23 protein-coding genes are annotated in these 22,874 nt (G+C 44.2%); 11 read left to right on the top strand and 12 right to left on the bottom strand.

Annotated features, from left to right (window positions below):
* Nucleotides 1–28 precede the first annotated feature (28 nt).
* A complete protein-coding gene (locus FAM09_RS08770; RefSeq protein WP_136576728.1) occupies nt 29–817 on the top strand; it encodes a DUF4382 domain-containing protein in 789 nt (262 codons plus the stop codon).
* 240 nt (nt 818–1,057) lie between these two features.
* On the opposite strand, the gene kdsA is transcribed toward FAM09_RS08770, so the two are convergent.
* Nucleotides 1,058–1,879, bottom strand: coding sequence for a 3-deoxy-8-phosphooctulonate synthase (kdsA, locus tag FAM09_RS08765; RefSeq protein ID WP_208025516.1), 822 nt, complete (start codon nt 1,877–1,879; stop codon nt 1,058–1,060).
* A 346-nt stretch (nt 1,880–2,225) separates the two neighbouring features.
* Here kdsA and FAM09_RS08760 point away from each other — a divergent pair, with 346 nt between their 5' ends.
* Together FAM09_RS08760 and FAM09_RS08755 are read left to right on the top strand one after the other, a co-directional pair.
* Nucleotides 2,226–3,173 carry an NAD-dependent epimerase/dehydratase family protein gene (locus tag FAM09_RS08760; protein ID WP_136576727.1) on the top strand — a complete coding sequence of 316 codons (948 nt, stop codon included), beginning with the start codon at nt 2,226–2,228 and terminating at the stop codon, nt 3,171–3,173.
* A 287-nt stretch (nt 3,174–3,460) separates the two neighbouring features.
* Nucleotides 3,461–4,699 carry a peroxiredoxin family protein gene (locus FAM09_RS08755; RefSeq protein WP_136576726.1) on the top strand — a complete coding sequence of 413 codons (1,239 nt, stop codon included), beginning with the start codon at nt 3,461–3,463 and terminating at the stop codon, nt 4,697–4,699.
* Nucleotides 4,700–4,799: 100 nt separating this feature from the next.
* On the opposite strand, the gene FAM09_RS08750 is transcribed toward FAM09_RS08755, so the two are convergent.
* Together FAM09_RS08750 and FAM09_RS08745 are read right to left on the bottom strand one after the other, a co-directional pair.
* Nucleotides 4,800–5,549 (bottom strand): 3-keto-disaccharide hydrolase, encoded by a 750-nt coding sequence (locus FAM09_RS08750; RefSeq protein ID WP_136576725.1) that lies wholly within the window; start codon nt 5,547–5,549, stop codon nt 4,800–4,802.
* A gap of 260 nt (nt 5,550–5,809) precedes the next feature.
* Entirely contained in the window at nt 5,810–6,085 is a 276-nt protein-coding gene (locus FAM09_RS08745) for an acylphosphatase (RefSeq protein WP_136576724.1), read from the bottom strand.
* A 200-nt stretch (nt 6,086–6,285) separates the two neighbouring features.
* On the opposite strand from FAM09_RS08745, the gene FAM09_RS08740 reads away from it, so the two are divergent.
* Nucleotides 6,286–6,933 (top strand): hypothetical protein, encoded by a 648-nt coding sequence (locus FAM09_RS08740; RefSeq protein WP_136576723.1) that lies wholly within the window; start codon nt 6,286–6,288, stop codon nt 6,931–6,933.
* Nucleotides 6,934–7,081: 148 nt separating this feature from the next.
* On the opposite strand, the gene FAM09_RS08735 is transcribed toward FAM09_RS08740, so the two are convergent.
* Entirely contained in the window at nt 7,082–7,558 is a 477-nt protein-coding gene (locus FAM09_RS08735) for an OsmC family protein (protein WP_136576722.1), read from the bottom strand.
* 482 nt (nt 7,559–8,040) lie between these two features.
* Here FAM09_RS08735 and hisG point away from each other — a divergent pair, with 482 nt between their 5' ends.
* The 6 genes from hisG to hisB all read left to right on the top strand — a co-directional run bounded on the left by hisG (nt 8,041) and on the right by hisB (nt 14,651).
* On the top strand, nt 8,041–8,895 hold the full coding sequence (gene hisG / locus FAM09_RS08730; RefSeq protein ID WP_136576721.1) for an ATP phosphoribosyltransferase: 855 nt from the start codon (nt 8,041–8,043) through the stop codon (nt 8,893–8,895).
* 93 nt (nt 8,896–8,988) lie between these two features.
* On the top strand, nt 8,989–10,266 hold the full coding sequence (hisD, locus tag FAM09_RS08725; protein ID WP_136576720.1) for a histidinol dehydrogenase: 1,278 nt from the start codon (nt 8,989–8,991) through the stop codon (nt 10,264–10,266).
* 170 nt (nt 10,267–10,436) lie between these two features.
* Nucleotides 10,437–11,489, top strand: a complete 1,053-nt coding sequence (gene hisC, locus FAM09_RS08720) for a histidinol-phosphate transaminase (RefSeq protein ID WP_136576719.1) — start codon at nt 10,437–10,439, stop codon at nt 11,487–11,489.
* A 144-nt stretch (nt 11,490–11,633) separates the two neighbouring features.
* The gene (locus FAM09_RS08715) at nt 11,634–12,923 is read left to right on the top strand and encodes a PQQ-dependent sugar dehydrogenase (protein ID WP_243751630.1); all 1,290 of its coding nucleotides are present in this window, start codon (nt 11,634–11,636) and stop codon (nt 12,921–12,923) included.
* 147 nt (nt 12,924–13,070) lie between these two features.
* Nucleotides 13,071–13,487: a c-type cytochrome gene (locus FAM09_RS08710; RefSeq protein WP_136576718.1), complete on the top strand. Its 417-nt coding sequence runs from the start codon at nt 13,071–13,073 to the stop codon at nt 13,485–13,487.
* A gap of 24 nt (nt 13,488–13,511) precedes the next feature.
* On the top strand, nt 13,512–14,651 hold the full coding sequence (hisB, locus tag FAM09_RS08705; RefSeq protein WP_136576717.1) for a bifunctional histidinol-phosphatase/imidazoleglycerol-phosphate dehydratase HisB: 1,140 nt from the start codon (nt 13,512–13,514) through the stop codon (nt 14,649–14,651).
* Nucleotides 14,652–14,751: 100 nt separating this feature from the next.
* Here the strand turns inward: hisB and FAM09_RS08700 are convergent, their stop codons facing one another.
* The 3 genes from FAM09_RS08700 to FAM09_RS08690 all read right to left on the bottom strand — a co-directional run bounded on the left by FAM09_RS08700 (nt 14,752) and on the right by FAM09_RS08690 (nt 17,584).
* Entirely contained in the window at nt 14,752–15,369 is a 618-nt protein-coding gene (locus tag FAM09_RS08700; RefSeq protein ID WP_136576716.1) for a hypothetical protein, read from the bottom strand.
* 66 nt (nt 15,370–15,435) lie between these two features.
* Nucleotides 15,436–15,873, bottom strand: a complete 438-nt coding sequence (locus tag FAM09_RS08695) for a septal ring lytic transglycosylase RlpA family protein (RefSeq protein WP_136576715.1) — start codon at nt 15,871–15,873, stop codon at nt 15,436–15,438.
* 13 nt (nt 15,874–15,886) lie between these two features.
* The gene (locus FAM09_RS08690; RefSeq protein WP_136576714.1) at nt 15,887–17,584 is read right to left on the bottom strand and encodes a L,D-transpeptidase family protein; all 1,698 of its coding nucleotides are present in this window, start codon (nt 17,582–17,584) and stop codon (nt 15,887–15,889) included.
* 74 nt (nt 17,585–17,658) lie between these two features.
* Here FAM09_RS08690 and FAM09_RS08685 point away from each other — a divergent pair, with 74 nt between their 5' ends.
* Nucleotides 17,659–18,381: a M15 family metallopeptidase gene (locus FAM09_RS08685; RefSeq protein WP_136576713.1), complete on the top strand. Its 723-nt coding sequence runs from the start codon at nt 17,659–17,661 to the stop codon at nt 18,379–18,381.
* A 69-nt stretch (nt 18,382–18,450) separates the two neighbouring features.
* Here FAM09_RS08685 and FAM09_RS08680 read toward each other — a convergent pair whose 3' ends face one another.
* The 5 genes from FAM09_RS08680 to tnpA all read right to left on the bottom strand — a co-directional run bounded on the left by FAM09_RS08680 (nt 18,451) and on the right by tnpA (nt 22,784).
* The gene (locus FAM09_RS08680; protein WP_136576712.1) at nt 18,451–18,753 is read right to left on the bottom strand and encodes a thiamine-binding protein; all 303 of its coding nucleotides are present in this window, start codon (nt 18,751–18,753) and stop codon (nt 18,451–18,453) included.
* 109 nt (nt 18,754–18,862) lie between these two features.
* Nucleotides 18,863–19,855, bottom strand: coding sequence for a chorismate synthase (locus FAM09_RS08675; protein ID WP_136576711.1), 993 nt, complete (start codon nt 19,853–19,855; stop codon nt 18,863–18,865).
* Between the two features lie 84 nt (nt 19,856–19,939).
* Nucleotides 19,940–21,229 carry a 3-phosphoshikimate 1-carboxyvinyltransferase gene (gene aroA / locus FAM09_RS08670; protein ID WP_136576710.1) on the bottom strand — a complete coding sequence of 430 codons (1,290 nt, stop codon included), beginning with the start codon at nt 21,227–21,229 and terminating at the stop codon, nt 19,940–19,942.
* Nucleotides 21,230–21,326: 97 nt separating this feature from the next.
* Complete coding sequence (gene aroB / locus FAM09_RS08665) at nt 21,327–22,346, bottom strand: 3-dehydroquinate synthase (RefSeq protein WP_136576709.1); 1,020 nt, start codon at nt 22,344–22,346, stop codon at nt 21,327–21,329.
* 9 nt (nt 22,347–22,355) lie between these two features.
* On the bottom strand, nt 22,356–22,784 hold the full coding sequence (tnpA, locus tag FAM09_RS08660) for an IS200/IS605 family transposase (RefSeq protein WP_136576708.1): 429 nt from the start codon (nt 22,782–22,784) through the stop codon (nt 22,356–22,358).
* Between the last annotated feature and the right edge of the window lie 90 nt (nt 22,785–22,874).

Below are 22,874 nucleotides of genomic sequence, written 5' to 3'. Positions count from 1 at the left end.
TAGCGGATATATTAAATCATAACACGCTATGAAGTCCAATTTTCTTTCGTCCCTTTTCGTGTTTTTACTGTTTACCTCTACTACCCTTATTTCCTGTTCAGAGAAAGATTCCAATGAAAAAGCAAAACTGGAGGTCCGTTTGACGGATGACCCTGCAGCTTTCGATGCAGTTTACATTGACCTGAAAGACGTACAGATCAATGTAACCGGCAATGATGACAAAGGCTGGCAATCATTACCGGGGGTTCATGCAGGTATTTACAACTTGCTCGACCTGGTAAACGACAAAGACACCTTACTGGTGAATGCCGATATTCCTTCCGGCAAACTGCACCAGATCCGCCTGGTACTGGGTTCAAACAACTCCATCGTTGCAAATGGTGTTACCATCCCACTTGAAACACCCAGCGCTCAACAAAGCGGTTTAAAGCTGAATGTTCAGCAGACTGTTAATGGCGGCATCCTGTATACGATGGTGCTTGATTTCGATGCCGGCAGATCAGTTGTGCAAACCGGTAATGGCAAATTCATTCTGAAACCCGTTATCCGCACAGTATTAAATGCTGTTGGCGGCAGTATCAAAGGCGCTGTAACACCAGGCACTGTTCTTACCGGTGTGTATGCGATCAATGGTACTGATACCATGAGCACTTTCACTGATCAGAATGGAGCTTACATCATTAAAGGTGTACCGGCCGCTACTTACACCATGCGCTACTGGCCTACAGATACCGCGTATAAATCGCAGGTTAAAACCGGCATAATTGTAACAACCGGTAATGTTACCGTAGTTGATACAGTACGTTTGACAAAATAGCGAGTAGTAAGTGGTGAGTAGCGAGTAGGGCTTTAAAGCAAACCTCACTACTAACCTCTCACCTCACGAATTTTAAATAAAATGCCCTTATAGCGAGAATTTAATCTTCACTATAAGGGCATTTCTATTGCGTAAACGCGAGGCTCAACTTAATTATGAATTTCGAAAATCAAGTCCCACTAGCCACTAGCTTCTTACCACTAGCCTTTCCCCCACTAGCCACTAGCTACTCACCACTGCCTACACCACCGCCTTACGGATCTTCACTAACTTCTGCAACAATCCTTCCAGCAGATCTAACCGAAGCATATTTGCGCCATCGCTTTTTGCTACAGCCGGGTTGGGATGTGTTTCAATGAACAATCCATCGGCGCCTGAGGCAATAGCCGCGCTGGCAATGGTGCCAATCAGTTGCGGATTACCGCCGGTAACACCCGTTGTTTGATTGGGTTGTTGCAAACTGTGCGTGCAATCCATTACAACCGGCACGCCATGTTCTTTCATCCAGGGAATGTTGCGATAATCCACTACCAGGTCCTGGTAACCAAAAGTGTTACCCCGCTCGGTCAATATCACATTCTCATTTCCGGCCCTGACAATCTTTTCTACGGCAAACTTCATTGAAGGACCGCTTACAAACTGACCTTTTTTTACATTCACAATTTTACCGGTTTCCGCAGCAGCAATAAGCAGATCGGTTTGCCTGCACAGGAAAGCGGGTATCTGTAAAATATCAGCAAACTGGGCAGCTACGGCTGCTTCATCGTGGCCGTGAATATCAGTAGTAACCGGTACTTTGAAAGCTGCGCCGGTTTTTTGTAACAATTGTAAACCGGTTTCATCGCCCAGGCCGGTAAACGAAGATGCACTGGTTCGATTGGCTTTACGGTAAGACGCCTTAAATATATAAGGTATGCCCAGGTTACGGCAAATAGTGGATACTTTATCTCCTACTTCCATCAGCAATTCTTCACTTTCCACTACACAGGGACCAGCAATCAAAAAGAAGTTTGTTGAATCGTATTGCTGTCCGGCAAAAAGATCAGTAAGCATTTTTTTCATGCGGCAAAGGTCGGGGTAATTAGCAAATTAGCAAATGCGAAAATTAACAAATGGGGAACCGAAAGTAGGGTTAATTAGCAAGTTAGCAAATCGAAAATCAGCAAATGAGATACCGGGGTTCGAGCTTGTTCATACCGGGCAACTATCTAATAATCAAACTATTCAACCACCAACCTCTTCCTGGGTGGTATCGCATTTTAAGATTTCTTCTTCATTTGCACTTTGGCCAATTTGCACATTTGCGCATTGATATTTGCCCATTTTCCAATTTGCACATTTGCACATTGGTATTTGCCCTTTTTTTCCTTCTTTTGCGACTATTACAAAAACTAACTACCGTTTATTCATGATTAGGGAAAAAATACTTGTAATTGGTGCTTCGGGCCAAATTGGTGTAGAATTAACACTGGCCCTGCGTAAGATCTATGGCAATAATAATGTCGTTGCGTCCGACTTACGGGAAGAGAACGAGTTGCTGAAAGGCACCGGTCCTTATGTTAGTCTGGATGTAATGAATAAGGAAATGCTGCACGTACAGGTGATCAGGCAGAACATTACCCAGATCTACCTACTTGCCGCCATTCTTTCGGCAACCGGTGAAAAAAATCCCAACCTCGCCTGGCATTTGAACATGCAGGGGTTGCTGAACGTACTTGATATTGCCCGGGAAGAAAAAATATACAAAGTATACTGGCCCAGCAGCATTGCCGTGTTTGGCCCTACTTCACCCAAGCAGAATTGCCCCCAACAAACCATCATTGAGCCCATTACAGTTTATGGCATCAGTAAGTACGCCGGTGAGTTCTGGTGCAATTATTATCACCAGCGTTACCAGGTTGATGTGCGCAGCCTCCGTTACCCTGGTTTGATCTCATATAAATCGGCGCCAGGTGGCGGCACTACCGATTACGCAATCGAGATATTCCATGAAGCGTTGGAAGAAAAAAAATACACCTGCTTTTTAAAAGAGGATACCTACCTGCCCATGATGTACATGCCCGATGCCATTAAGGCAACCATTGAACTCATGGAATCGCCGGCTTCAAAGATCTCTGTCCGCACATCGTATAACATATCGGGTATGAGTTTCTCACCAAAAGAAATTTCGGCTGCTATAAAAAATTACATTCCTGAATTCAGCGTCAGTTACGAACCCGACTACCGGCAAACTATCGCCGATAGCTGGCCGCAAAGCATTGATGATTCTGTAGCCCGTAATGACTGGGGCTGGAAGCAGGAATATGATCTGACGAAAATGACAAAGGATATGCTGGAAAACCTTCGTAACAAATAAAACTCTTGCGCGTATGTACGTGTATGCGTACTAGTTGTAAAGTTTATTTGGTATTAAAGGAATAGTAGCTTATATTCAACGACTCATTTACAACCTGATAAGGCTGTAACCAGCAGACATTTCAGATCCTTTTGTTAAAAAGGTGCAAAATAATTCACTATTTTTCTTTGAGCATTAGTGCTATGTGTTGTCACCGGGGCTGTTTCACGAAAATGAAGCAGCCTCAATTCTTTGTACGGTACTAATGCACTAAACTTGCAGTAGTTAAATTTGTTTTGATTAGTAGTATGAAAAAAATTACCTGGATTTTTGTTTTATTGACCTGCCTTTTTATTACTGCCTTCGCCAATCCGCAGTTACCCACCGGGTGGTGGCGTGCTTCCATCATGCGTATGGACGGTCACACAATTGATTTTAATGTTTCAGTACAATACAAAAAAGGAAAGCCGGTTTGGTTTATACGCAATGCAACAGAAAAAATTGAAGTAACCGCTATTGAGCAAAAGCAGGATTCCATTATAGTGCAAATGCCGTTGTTTGAATCAGAATTCAGGTTACAGGCCGTTAACAATAACTCCTTACGCGGCGTATGGATCAAAGGTACCTCCACTTCTATCCAGATCTTACCTGTTGTTTTCACCTATAATCAATCACAACGATATCCGCAGGCGAAAAGTACCAGGCGTAAGGTCACAGGCCGTTGGGGCGCTACTTTTATTGATAATAGCAACACACCCATGCAGGCTGTGGTAGAGTTCAAACAAAACGGCACCGCATTAACAGGTACGGTATTAACACCAACAGGCGATTATCGGTACCTGGAAGGCGCTGTTAACAACGATACGTTGCAACTAAGTACTTTCGATGGCAGCCATGCATATTATTTCAGAGGCACCATTCACAATGATTCCATTATTACCGATGGGTTGTTTTTTTCCGGCGCTACATACAAGGAAAACTGGACTGCCCAAAAAGATGAAAAAGCAAGCATTCCCGATACCCTGGCAGCAGCATACATTAAACCGGGGGAAGAAAGATTGAATTTCCGCTTTCCCGACCTCGACAGTAACCTGGTATCTATTAACGATGATCGTTTTCGCAATAAAGTAGTCATCATTCAGGTAATGGGTTCCTGGTGCCCGAATTGTATGGACGAGACTGCTTTTTTAAGTGAGTATTACAAAGCTAATAAACAACGCGGCGTTGAAATGATTGCATTGGCGTATGAGTATAGCACCGATTTTCAACGGTCGAAAAAAAGCCTGCGCAAGTTTCAACAGCATTTCAATATTACATACCCCATGCTCATTACGGGTGTGCGGGTTGCAGATACCCTGCGTACAGAAAAAACGTTACCTCAAATAACGCGGATAAAAATGTTTCCCACCACTCTGTTCATTGGTCGTGATGGGAAACTAAAAAAGATCCACACCGGCTTTTATGGCCCTGGCGCGGGGGCTCATTATGAAGCGTATAAGAAAGAGTTTTACGCCACGGTGGATGAACTGCTGAAAGGCAGTTTATAGTTTATGGTTTATAGTTTATTGTTCTTTTATGCGAGAAGCTTGTCTTTCTCGCGCTACCCGAATATTACAACCATAAACCAAAAACAATAAACCATAAACATTAAAGTGGTCTTATCCAGATATTCCTGAAACTGGTAGGGTTGTCATGATCCTGTAACACCAGCGGTTCTTTATCTCCATGCTTTTCATACGTAGCAATACCAATGTATTGGGTACTGCCCCACAGGGTGGCATTATTCTGTACCAATACACCGTTATGCAAAACGGTTATACGTGCAGGCGACTTAACAGTTCCATCTTCATTAAAACGCGGAGCGATAAAGACAACGTCATAGGTCTGCCATTCACCAGGACCGCGGCTGACATTCACCAGGGGTGGCAATTGTTTATAAATACTACCGGCTTGTCCATTGCTATAGGTCCTGTTCTTATATGAATCCAATACCTGTAGTTCATAACGCCCCATAAAGAAAATACCGCTGTTTCCTCTACCCTGCCCATCACCTTTTACTTCGGCCGGCGTTCGCCATTCAATATGCAACTGGCAATCGCCAAAACCTTGTTTGGTATGAATTTCACCGGTACGGGGCGTAACAGTTAATATGCCATTCTCTACTTTCCATTTAACTGCTCCATTATCCTTAGCGGCCCATGCATCTGCATTTTGGCCACCAAATAATATGATGGCATCAGAGGAAGGATCGGCACTTGTTTTTCCGGGCGTGATCACTTTTGGTTCGGGCTCCCATACTTCGGTTAGTTTGGGATCGCCTTGCCGCAATGGTTGTTGTGCCTGCAAGGTATATACGCAAAAAAGCAGGACACCTGTAATCAGAAATCGTTGAGTCATCTGATGGGTTTTAAAAATTGAGGCAGTAAGTTAAGGAAAAAGGCAACAAGGCATAGAGGCACAGAGGCAACGAGGTTAGAAAAATGTGAACCGAGTCGTGAATCGGCAGTCGGCAATGGTGAATGGTCAATGGTGAATCGGCAATTCGCCTACGCCAAGGCTACGGCGGACACAGTCGGCAGTTTTAAAATTTCCAAATTTAAAAATCCGTATTCTGTCTTCTACTTCTCATTTCTCTGTTTTTCATTCTTCATTTCTCATTACCCCCGTTGAATAGCAAACCCCATAAACACCTGTTTAGTTGTTTCTTCCACATTTACAGCAGTTACTTTCGCATGGGGGGGGCCTTGTTTGCACCATTGCACCAGTTGTTCCAGTTGATCGGCCGTACCGGTGGCAACAATCTGCACATCCCCATCCGGCAAATTTTTAACAATGCCTGAAACACCCAGTTCCAGCGCTTTTTCTTTGGTGCTTTGCCTGTAGTAAACGCCCTGTACCACACCGCTTACGGTAATTGAAATAGTTTGCTCCATACCGGGAAAGTTAACAAGAAAATGAAAAATACAGCTTACCGGCTGCAATAAATAAGCCACATATTACGATGTATCCTTGTATGAACAAATCTGGTTATCAGCCAGGAAGAATGCCCGGATAGTACAAACCTATAAGAGGGCCTCACAATATTAGAGACACTGATAAATTTTATTATTTTTATAAGGTAATATGGATCCTTATGACCCTCCGTAATGTGATAAAATCCATTACCCTGATTGTGGTTATTTCGTTTATAATGGCCTGGTTGGGACAATACATTCTGTATCACTATAATATAGCTGAAGCAGTTTGTCTTACCAACGACTGCCCCGAAACGACGAAAAATACCATCATAGGATCTTTATTCTTAATGCTTCTCTTCAACTCGGTATACCTGGTATTTATCAATCCCGACCTCGCCAATAGTCCCGGCATGGAGGTAAGCATTTTGCTAAGCTGCCTTATCCTGAATTTTATTTATTTCAATAATACCAATGCTTTCCTTTGCCTGGTCCCTTATAATATTTTAAGCGTCTATTTCTATTACAAGACTAAGAAACAGCTCGGCAAACCGTTTATGCTGTATCCGTTCCTAATGCAGGAACTCTTTTTGTTGTTGCTGCTGGTTTGCACCTATGTATACCTCGATGAGTTGTTTGTAACAAAAGGATTGCCGCGGGATACGGTCATGAACACAGGAGCAGAAAAAATGATGAGCCGCATCTTTGATTTCCTGGTGTGGACGATATTTTCTTTACATGTGTTGTTTATCTTCTTCAAGCTGTTCTTAAAGAAAACCATCTTACGATTCATTTCTTACAATTACCACAAAGGGCCGCTGCCATAATACAGCTTCAAGCTGCACGCTACAAGCTGCAAGCAAATACAGGCTCCTGCCTTTTCCTCGTTGCCTTTATGCCTTGTTGCCTTATTTCCTTGTTGCCTTTATGCCTCGCTACCTTGTTGCCTCGTTGCCTTAATACAGCTAGCGGTTTTCAAACATGTTCGGCAATCTTATAAATAGGTTTATGATGAACCGGGAAATTACAGGAACGGGCAATAAAACATAATTCGTTGGCTTTTTCATGCTGTGCATCTGCCCTGGCAATCATTTCTTCGCTGGCAACGGTAATAACAGGAAATAAAGTTACTTCGGTAAAATGCCCACCGCCATCAGCGGTTTCTTCCATGGTGCCGGCGGCATCATCAAAATATTCCACCACAATTATGCCTGCAGCAGAACATAAATGCAAAAACCACAACATATGGCATGATGATAAGGAAGCTACCAGCAATTCTTCGGGATTGTACCTGGTGGCATCTCCACGGAAAGAAGGATCGGAAGAACCCGGAATAACCGGTTTATTGTTTGTTGAAATAGTGTGGTTTCTATCGTATGCAGTGTAGGAAGCAGTGCCGTTTCCCCGGTTACCCGTCCAGGTAATATTCACTTTATAATGATGTTCTTTCATAGAATAAAATTACGGCTCAATGCCGGTGTTTTATGGCTGGTGGCCCCAATTCCTTTTCTACTACAGTTGAAGGCTTGCACCTGATGAACCAGGCCATAAAAAGCAGCAAAAGCAAAATAACAAATCGTTGGGCGCGCGATCGGTTTGGCATTTTGGAAGGTTTAAATGGGTTCCCTTCCTTCTAAGTTACACATTATTAAACGGATGCGCGCAAAATAAATTAACAGATTGTGAATAATGGCCGCCCCTGCAAAAAAAATTTTGCCGAAAGACGGTAAGTAGTATTTTTGCGGCTCATTTATGACAATATTCACACACATCCATCATCATCATACTTACCCCAGCAGGTAGGCCGATGGTGCTTTGTGTAGTGCCAGATATTTACAAGGGCTTACCGCAAGGTAAGCCCTTATCATTTAAAAAATGGCCTGTAAATACGGAATAACCGCCGCAGCGGGCTTTAAAAAAACAACGACATTCCAATGAAACTTCGGATTGCAATTCAGAAATCGGGTCGCCTGTATGAAGATTCCGTTCAATTATTAAAAGAATGCGGTATCGACCTGCGCAATGTGAAAGACCGCTTGAAAACAGAATCGGATAACTTCCCCCTGGAGGTATTCTTCCTGCGCGACGATGATATTCCGCAATATGTTGAAGATGGCGTTGCCGATATTGGCATTGTTGGTGAAAATGTGTTGTACGAAAAAAATAAGAAAGCTACCATTGTTGAAAAACTGGGCTTTGGCAAATGCCGCCTCTCTGTAGCCATTCCGCGTATTCAACAATACGAAGGCGTACAATCTTTGCAAGGCAAACGCATCGCCACCAGTTATCCTTTCCTCGTTAATGAATTCCTTGCTAAAAATAATATCCAGGCCGAGATCCATGAGATCAGCGGTTCTGTAGAAATTGCGCCCGGCATTGGATTGGCCGATGTAGTGGCCGACCTCGTAAGCAGCGGTTCTACCCTTTTGATGAACGGGTTAAAAGAAGTGGAAGTGTTGTTGCAATCGCAAGCCGTGTTGATCCGCAATAACAGCCTGAATGCAGAACAGCAAAAACTGGTTGAGAAACTGGTGTTCCGTATCAGGGCAGTGAAAAAAGCCAAACACAACAAGTACATTTTGTTGAACGCCCCCAATGATAAAGTGAAAGAGATCATTGCCCTGTTGCCGGGGATGAAAAGCCCGACCGTATTGCCGTTGGCCGAAGAAGGCTGGAGCAGTGTACACAGCGTATTGAGTGAAGATACTTTCTGGGATATCATTGAACAGCTTAAAGCTGCCGGCGCCCAGGGAATATTAGTAGTGCCGATTGAAAAAATGATCATGTAGATACAAGGCATAAAGGCAACGAGGCAACAAGGCACAAAATACAAGCGTATTGCTCCGGCTTTCAGGCCGGATAATCAATAATAATAACACATCATGCAAGTTTATCAATATCCAAAACGGGATGAATGGAAGGCTTTGTTACAACGGCCGGCAATGAATGTACAGGCGTTGGAAGGTTCTGTAAAAGCTATTTTACAGGAAGTAAAACAACAGGGCGACGCTGCTGTAAAGAAATTCACGCAGCAATTTGATAAAGCCACCATCAACAATTTAATGGTAGCTGTTGATGAGTTTACGATTGCCCAGCAAACGCTCGATGCAAAGCTGAAAGCCGCAATCCTTTCTGCCAAAGTAAATATTGAAACTTTTCACAAATCGCAGCTTACAGCACCCGAGGTTATAGAAACAATGCCCGGCGTACAATGCTGGCGTAAAAACGTTGCAATTGAAAAGGTGGGATTATATATTCCTGGTGGCACGGCGCCGCTTTTTTCTACCATTCTCATGTTAGGCATTCCGGCAAAGCTCGCCGGATGCAAAGAGATCATTCTGTGTTCGCCTCCCGATGCGAATGGGCAACTGCATCCTGCCATTTTATTCGCCGCCAAAGCGGTGGGTATTACCAAAGTGTTTAAAGTAGGTGGCGTACAGGCTATCGGGGCGATGGCCTACGGCACAGAAACCATTCCTGCAGTCTCAAAAATATTCGGACCAGGCAATCAATATGTAACCTGCGCCAAACAACTGGTGCAACAGGATGGCCTCGCTATCGATATGCCTGCCGGCCCCAGCGAAGTGGCCGTGTATGCCGATGCATCAGCCAATGCCGCTTTTGTTGCCGCCGATCTGCTGAGCCAGGCTGAACATGGCAGCGATAGCCAGGTGGTACTGGTAAGCTGTGAACAAAGGGTAGTGAACAGCATTGAACAGGAGATCAATAAACAGGTGGAAGAATTACCAAGAAAGGATATTGCCTTAAAAGCATTAACCAACAGCAAGCTCATTCTGGTAAACAACGAAGCAGAGGCCATTGAGCTGCTGAACGAATACGCGCCCGAACATTTGATTGTAAGTTGCAACAACCCTGAGCAGATAGCCGATCAGATCATCAATGCCGGTTCGGTATTCCTTGGTCATTATTCGCCCGAAAGCGTAGGCGATTATGCCAGTGGCACCAACCACACCCTGCCGACAAACGGTTATGCCAAAGCCTACAGCGGGGTAAGCGTTGATAGTTTTGTAAAAAAGATCACCTTCCAACAGCTAAGCCAGGAAGGTTTAAAAAATATCAGCAAAACAGTTATTACCATGGCAGAAGCTGAAGGATTACAGGCGCATGCCAATGCGGTAAAAGTTCGTTTGAGTTCTTAGTTCCCGGGTTATTAAGTTATTAAGTTCTTTAGTTCTGAGTTTGTTGTTTGTAGTATTTGGCTGCAGTTCGTCTAAAAATCATTTGCAACAGTGGCAAATTGCTTAAAGTTGCGGTCTTCGGGAATCGTTTTTGCCGTTTCACGTTTGCCGTTTGCCGATAAAAAAACATTATGACTTTCGATTTAAATAGTTTACTGAGGGAAAATATAAAAAAGCTGGTACCTTATTCATCTGCACGGGATGAGTTCAAAGGCGAGGCCAACACCTTCCTCGATGCCAATGAAAACAGTTTTGGATCACCGCTTACCAGGTGGTACAACCGGTATCCCGATCCTTTGCAGTTGAAAGTAAAAGAAAAATTAACCTCCATTAAAGGAGTTCCGGTTGAAAATATCTTTCTGGGCAATGGAAGCGATGAATGCATCGATGTGCTGATGCGTGCATTTTGCGAACCCGGAAAAGATAATATCCTGATCTGCCCGCCTACGTATGGCATGTATGAAGTAAGCGCGCATATCAATGACGTAGCCATAAAAAAAGTACAACTCACGCCTGCATTCCAGTTAAACATGCCGGCTATTGAAGATGCCATCGACGATCAAACCAAAATAATATTCTTATGCTCGCCCAATAACCCTACCGGCAATTCATTAAACCGGGAAGACATTGAGATGATCCTGAACAATTACAGCGGTATTGTGGTGATCGATGAAGCATACATCAACTTCTCCCGTTTCCGCTCATTTACGCAGGAACTGAACGATTATCCCAACCTTGTTATTTTGCAAACCCTGTCGAAAGCCTGGGGCCTCGCGGCTTTGCGCGTGGGTATGGCATTTGCATCACAGGAGATTATTCATGTCATGAATAAAATCAAACCGCCTTATAACATTAACCAGGCTTCGCAGGAATTGACCCTGCAGGCATTGGAAGAAGTAGGACAGGTAAATGATATGATCCGTGAAATAGTAGCCCAGCGCGATGTGTTGGCAAAGGAACTGTTGTCGATGCCGATTGTTAAAAAGATCTATCCTTCCGATGCTAACTTTTTACTGGTGCAGGTAACCGAGCCTAAAGCATTATACAAGTATTTGCTGGAAAAAGGCATTGTGGTGCGCGACCGGAGCAGTGTAGAGTTATGCGCCGGCTGCTTACGTATCACGGTTGGTACGCCTGCAGAAAATGCCTCCGTAGTTAATGCTATGAAAAACTGGAACGCGTGAATGGTGAATGGTGAGTGGCTCGCGATCTTTGAGATTTTTATACGAACCTTGCGCCGCCAAAAATCGATTGCCGATTGCCGATTGCCGTGCTAAAACAGTACCTTTAAAACCTTCTTTATGAAATTGCATTTTAAAAATTGCCTCATGATGAAAAAAATATTGATCCTTGCATATACGGTGGCTATTGCAGCTACTGCATTTGCCAGTGACACCACCCGGGTGAAATCCTCTTCTACCGGGGTTGCCACAAGAGACGAAGCGCCCATTACCTTGCCGCAGGGTTTTAAATCGGTAGTTGTTACCAGTGGTTTGGGAAAAGCCCGGCATATAGTTGTTGCGGCCAATGGCGATGTGTTTGTTAAGCTGGAAAAACTGAAAGAGGGAAAAGGCATTATGCGTTTACATGATGCCAATGGCGATGGCAAAGCGGATGAAATAACCGGCTTCGGCAACTATGTAGGCACTGGTATTACCATTAAGAATGGATACCTGTATGCTTCCTCCAATGACGATGTGTACCGTTATAAGATCAATGAAAAAACCGGCACCGTAGACATTGCCTCCGAAGAAAAGATCGTCACCGGACTGGTTAACAAAAACCAGCACAACTCAAAATCACTTGCATTGGATAACGAAGGAAACATTTATGTGAACATCGGCGCCCCATCCAACTGTTGCCAGGTGCAGGATCGCGTTAAGGGTTCACCCGGACAAGACCCCTGCCCTATTCTTGAGCAGGCTGGTGGCATCTGGCAATTCAAAGCCGATAAAACCAATCAATCATATGCAGAAGGTGTTCGGTATGCAACAGGTTTGCGTAATGTAGTGGGGCTCGACTGGAACACAGAAGTGAATCAACTGTACGCAATGCAACATGGCCGCGATATGTTATTCCAATTCTATCCTGAACTGTTCAATCAAAAAGAAGGAGCAGAAAACCCTGCGGAAGAATTGTTCCGCTTACCAAAAGGAGCAGATTGCGGCTGGCCGTATTGCTATTACGATAATGACAAGAAACAACAACTGCTAAACCCTGAATATGGCGGCGACCGGCAGAAAGTAGACCGTTGTGCAGACAAAGTAAAATCAATTGCACAGTTCCCTGGTCACCTGGCGCCCAATGCGCTGTTGTTCTATACAGGAAATCAATTCCCTGCCAAATACAAAAATGGCGCATTTATCGCTTTTCATGGTTCATGGAACCGCGCTCCTGAACCACAGGCTGGATTCTTTGTGGTATTCGTTCCATTTAAAGATGGTATGCCCTCTGGCAAATGGGAAGTTTTTGCTGATGGATTTTCAGGATTCACCAGCAGCGCTTCAACCGGAAAAGCAAAATACCGTCCTTGCGGACTTGCCCAGGGCCCCGATGGTTCCCTGTATATTTCTGATGATAATAATGGAACGATCTGGAAAGTGAGCTATAGCAAATAAAGTCAGTTACCAGTTACCCGTACCCGGTTACCAGGTACGAAATTCGGAGATCCCGGCTACAAAGAGAGTGATCCACATTCAAGGCCGGAAACCGGTAACCGCAACTGGTACCAGTAAACTACATCACCCAACACAGTTAAAATTCATATGAAAAAAGTAATTCCAGCTACAATCATCTTCATCATCGCCTCCGCTTTTGCCATGCAACAACCAGCCGGTTTAAAGGCTGCCATTGCAAGAGGTAAAACCGTATATGAAGCAACCTGTTTAGCCTGTCATCAGCCCGATGGCAGCGGTGTACCCAACATGAACCCGCCACTGGTAAAAACCAAATGGGTGCTGGGTGATAAAAAGGCCCTGACAAAAATTATTTTGAAAGGATTACAGGGAGGCGAAATTGAAATTGACGGTGATAAATTCCATAATCCCATGCCACCAATGGAATCTACTTTAACCGACCAGGAAATTGCCGATGTTTTAACCTACGTTCGCAATAGCTTTGGCAATAAAGCCAGCATGGTTACAGTAGCCGAAGTAAAAGCCCTGCGGGCTAAACTGAAATAAAAATTGAACTCTTAAAATAACATTTTGAAACGCATTCTATTCATCGATCGCGACGGAACGTTAATTAACGAAGCCCCTCCCACTTATCAGTTAGATTCTTTTGACAAGCTGACTTTTTATCCGAACATGTTCGAATACATGGGCCGGATCGCCCGCGAGCTCGATTATGAACTTGTAATGGTTACCAACCAGGATGGGCTGGGCACAGCCGCGTTCCCTGAAGATACCTTCTGGCCGCTGCAGAATTTAGTGATGAAGAGCCTCGAAGGCGAAGGCATTCATTTCAGTGCTGTACACATCGACAGAACATTTCCCAAAGACAATGCCCCCACCCGTAAACCCGGCACAGGCATGCTTACGCAATACCTGAACAACCCGGCTTACGACATCGCGAACAGTTATGTAATTGGCGATCGCATCACCGATGTACAGTTGGCCAAAAATTTAGGATGTAAAGCCATCTGGTTAAACAATGATCCTGACCTGGGCGCCGGCGAAATAAAAGATAAAGTAGCAGAGCTGCGTCCCATTATTGCACTGGAAACTACTTTATGGAGTATTATTTATGAATACCTGAAGCTGGGATTGCGCAAAGTGGTTCACGAACGTAATACCAACGAAACGCAAATAAAGATAGAGCTGAATGTAGATGGCAGCGGCAAAGGCGCCATCTATACTGGTCTTGGTTTTTTTGATCATATGCTCGATCAAATTGCGCGGCATGGTAAAATGGACCTGACTGTTCGCGCCAATGGCGATCTGCACATCGATGAACACCACACTATTGAGGATACGGGTATTGCATTGGGAGAAGCGTTTGCGAAAGCGCTTGCTGATAAGCGTGGTATGGAGCGGTACGGTTTTGCCTTACCCATGGACGAAGCAGATGCCAAAGTGCTGATCGATTTCGGCGGCCGTAACTGGATCGTATGGAATGCGGAATTCAAAAGAGAACGTATAGGCGAAATGCCAACTGAAATGTTCTTTCACTTCTTTAAATCGTTTTCAGATGCCGCTCGCTGTAACCTGAACATCGAGTGCCATGGCGATAATGAGCATCATAAAATAGAAGCCATCTTTAAAGCATTTGCAAAAGCTATTCGAATGGCGGTGAAACGCGATCCCTTATCAAATTACTTACCTAGTACTAAAGGAGTTCTTTAAAATTTTGAATAACGAATATCGAATGTTGAAGTGAGCAGCACTTACAGCATTCGATATTTCTTCACTTCTACATTCTACATTCAATATTCGACATTCTTATTTATTCCTGCGGCAACACAGATCGATTACTTTCTTTCTTCCGCCCAATATTCCCTGCAATGCCAATGCTGTATAAGAAGTGATTACTGACTGTACTGGTAACAGCAATACGATACTGTGCATTAAAAATAAAGAAGGCTTCATTGAACAGGTTTACCTGGAAGCCCGTACCTGCAGGAATAAACGCTCCCCAATATTGCCTGAATTTTGAAATGCCGGTCCCAATCTGGAAGAATGGACTTACCCAATACCGGTTCGAGAACAGTTTCCCCTTTAATGACACATCTCCTTCCAGCAACAGATTGTCCTGTCCCAGAAATTCGCCATCCTGATCTATATAATCTAAAAAACTACCGGTTAAAGTACTGGTGAAATCAAAATGCCTGCTCAACCCGTTCATGTAATTCAAGGCCAGCCCGGGCGACATTTCTTTCAGCTTGCCAAATTGTGAAGTGCGTAAAACTTCCTGCAGGGAAGTAGCGCGAATATTCGCAGCGGTTTTAAAATCATTAAAAAAGAAATAGATCCCCAACGTAGGTCGCTGTATATGATCGTCCTGGCTAAAAGCAGGCGCCAAGAATGGCAGGACGGCCAGTAGAAATCCTACATTTTTTTTCATAACCGGTTAGGTTTGGGAACCCGTAACCAGCAAAAATAACCGGTGTCTATAAACTGGAGAAATTAATTATTTCAGGTTGCCGGCTATCATTTGTTCCTCCGGTTTCTTTTTGCCCAGGTATTCAATTTTCACCTTCGTTAAACCATGACCGGTATACCCAAGGGCTACAGCGGCGGATTTGCTCATATCAATAAGCCGTGGATTCGACGGGTGCATCCGGTCGTTGATCCTTACATACACCGATTTATTGTTCCGGAGATTGGTAACTTTTATCCAGCAATTGAGCGGGAGCGTATTACAAGCGGCGGTTAATTTCTTCTGGGTGAATATTTCGTCGGTACAGGTAGGCCGGCCTTCAAATTTATCGGCGTAAAAACTAGCCACACCAAATTGAGTTACAGGCACATTCCTTTTTTTGTTCAATGCTACACTGTCCATTTTTTTCTGCGCCACAGACGCAAAAAAAGCACCTATCAGGACTGATAAAACCAACAACTTTTTCATAGTATAGAATTTATTATAGGGTCTTGTTATCAAAGTACCGTTGACTTAACACCCGGTCTTCCCCGTATACATCATTATAAATCTTAATACTTCCGTTCTTTGCCTCACAGGTAAAATACCGAATGAAAATGGGCACTTTCGGAAACCCCGACACCACATGCTTTTCCCTTCTTGAGATCCAACTCCGCAGGGTATCGGGCGGAAAGCGCAGGGTGTCATTACGCACCAAAAAATCGGCCAATTTCATAAAATCCTTCACCCGAACGCAGCCATGGCTTAATGCCCGGTTCTCCTTTGAAAACAGCCACCGGGCGTTCGTGTCGTGCAAATAAACGCTGTATCTGTTCGCGAAATTGAATTTCAATACCCCCAGCGAATTGTCATCCCCTTGCCTCTGCTTGATCAGGTAGGGGAAATTATCTTTGTTAAATTTTTTCCATTTCAGGCTATCCGGGTTCATTACGCTATCATTCTTGTCTACCACCATCAGGTTCTGCTTCTTCAGATAATCCCTGCTAACTAAAATCTTAGGCATCATTTCACTAAAAATGATACTAAATGGCACCGTCCATTGCGGATACGTAATGAAATTCGACACATTCGATGTCAGCAACGGGGTCCTCGTTTTAGGTTGCCCTACAATAACGTTCGATTCCATGACCACAGTACCTGAATCAACTATCCGCATATTAAAAGCCGGGATGTTAACCCAGATATAAGTAGCTGGCATTGAATCTGGTAAGAGCTTGTAGCGATCAAGCGTAATGGCAATACGTTTGAATTTCTCCCAACCCGTATTGTTCAAACTGTTCACCGTGGTGGCGTTCAGTTTCCCCGTTTCCGGTAGTCCCTTTGTTCTCTGGTACCTGCCGATGGCTAGCTTCATTGCGGTGGTATCCAGGTAATCGAAAGGCGAATTGAGCAGCCCTTCTTCAAACAGCCTTCGCTTCACATTGTTATAGTACTCTGCTGAATTATAGGCAGGATAAGGAATATATGTGTAAGACTTAAGTGGTTCCATTGATTTCAGCAGGGTTTTCAACCCGCTTTTTAACGAGTCATAGGCCGGATGCTTTGGTTCAAGCGCATGCATTAAACCAGCCACATCCCCAGCCTGCTGTAAGGTGTCGAAAAGGTTCAAAAACGAGCGCGTGGTCATGGTGTCTTTCCGCAACGTAACACTATCGTACGGCAGCCGGCCTCTGCGCAGGTCATAGCACATTCTGAAAAAAGCGTCGGTCAGCAACAGTTCCCCACGCGACCATAATGCTGCATCCTTCTGCCCCAGGGTATCTTCCGTTTGGGTGCGGATGTTTTTTAGTATACGATAATGATAATCAGCCGGAAACAGGCCGTATTCCTTGGCATGTCCGAGAAACTCGAACAGGGAATCGCTCAGCGGCAACCATTTTTCCTGGCTGCACCATACCGGTTGATAATCCCTTTTTTTATAGATGTCATTAACGAGGGAGTCTTTGGCCAGATCGATGGAATCGTTCAAAACGCCACCGCTGGCCAGAATAAATTCGAGCGCCGATTGAAGATTTCGCCCGATGCGTACATTCAGCGCCTCCGGCTGTTCTACAATATCTTTTTCTTTAGGTTTCTCAGGTGGCTTAACTGACGGTTTACTGCGTCCGTGGCAGGCGAGACAACTTATTGCTACTATTAGCAGGCTCCAAAAAAGGCCCGAATTAATACATTTTTTCATGTTGATTGCTCCTGGTTATCCGGAATAAAAGTTTGTATCTTTTCACTTACTAACCTGCCTTTAAACCGGTTACAATGTTATACAAAATAGTGCTTCACCGTTGTATTTCCGTAATGGCTATTGTGTTTTTTTTCCACGATAACATGGCTACGGCCCAGGAAACGGTCGTTAGCAAATATGGGGTGCCAGTAATTAACAAATCAGCTGAATATCAGGTATCTATACGCAATGATTCTGCCAAAAAAATGGTAGAATTGCTAAAATTGATACCGGGCCTTGTGTACGATTTGCGATATGGTACAACTAACAATTTTACCCACTCACAAATGTATGTTCCGGCTACCCGCCATACCTTTTTGCGCCTGCCAGCTGCCCGGGCATTGGCCGCCGTTCAAAAAGATCTGAACAACCAGGGATATGGATTAAAGATATTTGATGCGTATCGTCCTTATAGTGTTACCGTAAGCTTTTGGGAACTGATCAAAGATGAAAAATATGTGGCCAATCCTGGTAAAGGATCGGGGCATAATCGCGGATTGGCAGTGGATGTAACTCTAATTGAATTGAAAAACAATCGCGAGCTGGATATGGGAACGGGGTTCGACAATTTCAGCGATACGGCCCATCATGGTTTTACCAATTTACCGCCGGCTGTATTGAAGAACAGGAAACTGTTATTAGAAACAATGGAGAAACATGGTTTTAATAAGTTGGAAACTGAGTGGTGGCATTTTTATTGGACCAATGATAGAAACTATGAAGTATTGGATCTTTCGTTTAAAGAACTAAACCTGTAATTGGCAATTGGCAAATGTTGCCGATTAATGAAACGACCGAACTTATAGACCTTGCTTATTGTATATTGCCTATTGCCTATTGAACTTCTCCGTTTTCACGCTGGCGGTGATGTGGCCCGCACTTCTGATCTGGATCTGACAATTCGTTACCCATTCGGCGCACCCCTTTTCGTATAAAAACTCATTCACCTGGTGAATTACCTGCATCACCTCATTATATGTTCCTTCCAGCACGGTAGCAAACGGACCGACCTCATACTTAACACCCGATTGTTGGATGATGGCAATAGCCTCATCCACCCATTGGTACGGATGTTTATCCAATACGATAGGAATTATTTGGATGGAAGCGTTGATGAGAAATTGATGCATGTATCAGAAGGTTTGATGGCTGACTGGTTTGATGGCCGGGCCCTTGACTCTTCGAACTGATCGATTATTTGTTGAATGTCTTAACATCGGGTATAAAACAATCAAACCATCAAGCAATGCGCTTAATGCGTTGCTCCAGCAACAAAAGGTCGGCCAACACCATGGCGGTTACGGCTTCTAACACAACCGGCACCCTCAGCGCAATGCACAGGTCGTGACGGCCTTTTACTGAGAACGGTTCAATAGCGCCGGTTTCCCAGTTCAACGTTTGTTGTTCTTTGGGGGTAGAAGAAGTGGGTTTTACCGCAATGCGGAAAACAATTTCATTACCATTGGTAATACCGCCAACAATGCCGCCGGCATGGTTCGTGCGTGTTTTACCATTCATATCTTCAATAGCATCGTTGTGGTCTACTCCAAACATGCGGGCAGCGGCAAAGCCGGTACCGAATTCAATACCGCGAATGGCGGGTATTGCAAATACAGCATGGCTGATCAATGATTCGACTGAATCAAAAAAGGGTTCGCCTAAACCGGCTGGTAAACCGGATACCCGGCATTCAACAATACCCCCGATGGAATCTTTTGCATCAATGGCATTTTGCAATCCTTTTTCGAGATCTTTTTCACCGCCAATTTCCAGGATGTTGGCAGTAACGGTAGCATTGCCTAATAACTTTTTGGCAATTACGCCGGCTGCTACGAGGCACACGGTTAACCGGCCGCTGAAATGGCCGCCACCGCGAAAGTCTTCATGACCACCAAATTTTTGATGGGCTACCAGGTCGGCATGGCCCGGACGCGGAACAGCGCGTTGCTTTTCATAATCGCCCGAGCGGGTATTTTTATTTTCGAATAATATAGTCAGTGGAGCGCCGGTTGTTTTGTTATTGAACAACCCGCTTTTAAAAATAGGCAGATCGTCTTCTTTACGCGGCGTGGTACCTTTTTGGGTGCCGCCTTTGCGACGTTCAATATCTACCAGGAAATCTTCTACCGTTAATGGCAAACCGGCCGGGCAACCATCAATATTCAAGCCTACGCTTTCACCATGCGATTCACCAAAAATTGTTATTTTGAATATGCGACCGAAACTGTTCATTGCTGTTGAAGAATTTGAAAATTTGAAAATTAGTTAATTTGAAAATGCTTTTATCAGCCGTTATTGTATTCCATTTTCAAATTTTCAAATTGGCTCATTTTCAAATTGTTTTTGTACTACCGCGCCTAACGACTGAATATGCTCATAAAAATCAGGGTACGATTTATTGATCGCGTGGGCTTCGCTGATCACGGTTTCACCGGTAGCTTTTAATGCTGCAACAGCACAAGCCATGGCAATACGATGATCGTGATGCGAATGTACCGCAGCGCCTTTTAATCCATTACCACCTTTGATCAACATCAGGTCATCCTGCAATTCTATTTCAACGCCCATCTTTCCAAACTCTTCCTGCAGGGTAAGTGCGCGATTGCTTTCTTTATGGGTAAGCCGGCCTGCTCCTTCTATTACAGTAGTGCCTTTGCAATAAGAAGCCAGTGCCACCAGTGGCGGAAAAAGATCAGGACATTCCGTAGCATCAAATTGAAATGCTTTCAATGCTCCTGGTCCAATCTCTATTTGTTCGGCCTGAATAGACAGCCTGGCGCCGCAAGCCTGTAAAGCCTGCAATACAGCGCGGTCGGCCTGGGTCGATTGTACATCCAACCCTTTTACGGTTATATCGCCTGCAATGGCGCCGGTTACCAGTAAGAAGGCCGCTCCGCTCCAGTCGCCTTCAACCGTATAATTTATAGTTTGTGGTTTGTGGTTTGTGGTTCCTGAAAAATGGAACTGCTCATAATTGCGGTTCTCAACCTGCCAGCCAAACTGTTTCATTACGGCTAAAGTAAGATCGATGTATGGCTTGCTTTTCAGGTTATCTACCGTAATGGTTACACCTTTTGCATTCGACGCGGCGTATGCCATTAACAAACCGGTGAGGAATTGTGAGCTCAGCGATCCGTCGATGGTTATATTTTTGGGTTGCAGTGGTCCTTTCACCTGCAAAGGCAGTTTGCCTTCGCGTGAAACGATCTCAACACCCAGTTGAGGTAATACTTCATCAAAGAAATCCATAGGCCGTGTTACCAGGCTGCCCTCGCCATTGATGGTAATGCGCTTGTTGCTCATCGATACAATGGGAGTAAACATGCGGATGCCTAAACCACTTTCGCCGCAGCTTACCGCACCGCTTTCGGGATTAACGCCACCGCCGGTTATTTGTAAAGAACCGTCTGCCAGGGTTTCCACTTTGGCGCCCAGGTCTTTTATAACGCCCAGGGCTGCCTTATCGTCGTTCGAATGGCCGGGATTGCGAATAATGGTAGTTCCCAGGTACAATAAAGCCGCTGCACAACCTCTTTGCATAGAGCTTTTTGATGCTGGCGCCTGTATGGTCCCTTTTATTTCAGATGGTTGAATTGTTACGATCATGATGTTTAATTTGAATATTTGAAAATGTGTCAATTTGAAAATGCTTTCGCTTAGCCAGGATTGTATTCCATTTTCAAATTATCAAATTGATTAATTTTCAAATTTCATTAATAATTTCTTCCAGCTCAGTCATTGGTATTGACCGCACCACGCCCTTCCCAATCTTCTCCAACAATACATAATTCATATCTTTTTGCTCCCGCTTTTTATCCATCTTCAATACTTCAAATGCTTTTTGTTTATCGAAGTTGGCCAGCGTGGGCAATCCATATTGGTCAAGCACTTTTATAACCCGCTCACTGTCTTTAAACCCAGCCAGCTTTTCCGAGATCTGGCAGGCGGCCGTCATACCTATACTGATGGCTTGTCCATGGCTTAGTTCATACATATTTTCAATAGCATGCCCCAGGGTATGGCCGAAGTTCAGTAACCGCCGTTCGCCTTTCTCAAATTCATCGGCCTGCACTACTGTTGATTTTATTTCAGCATTGCGGCGAATGAGTTTGGCTAAAGCCGGTTTATTTTTCTGGTAATGCGTGAGCTTATTTTTCTCGAGCTCTTTGAATAAGGACAGGTCTTTTATACAACTGTGTTTGATGATCTCTGCAAATCCGTTCACCCACTCCTGTTTAGGCAGGGATTTCAAAAGGCTGTAGTCGTATAACAGGAATTGCGGTTGTCTGATGGTACCAACCAGGTTTTTATAAATGCCCACATCGATCCCGTTCTTTCCGCCGATTGAAGCATCAACCATGGCCAGGATGCTGGTAGGCACAAAACCACATTTTATGCCTCGCATATATACTGCGGCCACATAACCGGTAATATCGGTAACAACACCACCGCCAATACCAACGACCCAGGTGCTGCGGTCGGCTTTGAACTCGATCAGTTGTTCAATAATAGAATCAACCGTGGCCTGTATCTTGTATTCTTCGCCCGGCTTCAGGGAAATGCAATTCCATCCTTTCAGCTTTTTCTTGTGGGCCTGAAATATATGTTCATCCGTGATCAATACTGCGTGTTCCTTACCGATCATTTTTTCCAACCTGGAAAAATCAGCATCGAAATAATAATTCACGGTGGCAGATGAAAACCGGTAACTTTTTGTTTGCATACAAGCTAATCAAATCTGAATTTTCTGAAACACTTCCAGCTCACTGTCCAACGACTTCGTTTTATGATGTTCTTCCTGTTTTTCAATATAGTCCAACACCTGTTTTACACTGCTGGGGCTTACACTCAAAGCAGCAAATCCTTCTTCCCACTCAAACAAGTTCTTAATGAACTTGCTTTCGTTGATCCAGGCCGCTGATTCGGTACGAATGCTTTTCATGATCTGCGCCAGGTTCTGCGTTGGCATCATTTGCACTACTACATGCATATGGTCCTCCGTGCCGTTGACCAACAGCACATTGATACCATTATCTGCTGCATTCTTTTTAATGTGTGCAAATAAAACCGTGCGAACAGGTTTCGTCAGCAAGGGTTCTTTGTTCTTTACACAACAAATGACATGAATGAACAAATACACTTTGCTGGTTTGGCTATTCATTTTGGAAAACTTTATGGTGAATGGTCAATCGTCAATGGTCAATGGGGTTCTCAAATTTGAGCTTCCTGCTTAGTTTGCAATCTTGCGATT

Origin of the sequence: Niastella caeni, assembly GCF_004834005.1 — a bacterium.
Taxonomy (GTDB): Bacteria; Bacteroidota; Bacteroidia; order Chitinophagales; family Chitinophagaceae; genus Niastella; species Niastella caeni.
Note: the sequence above shows the minus strand (reverse complement) of the source record. Positions and strands in the feature narration are given on the sequence as shown.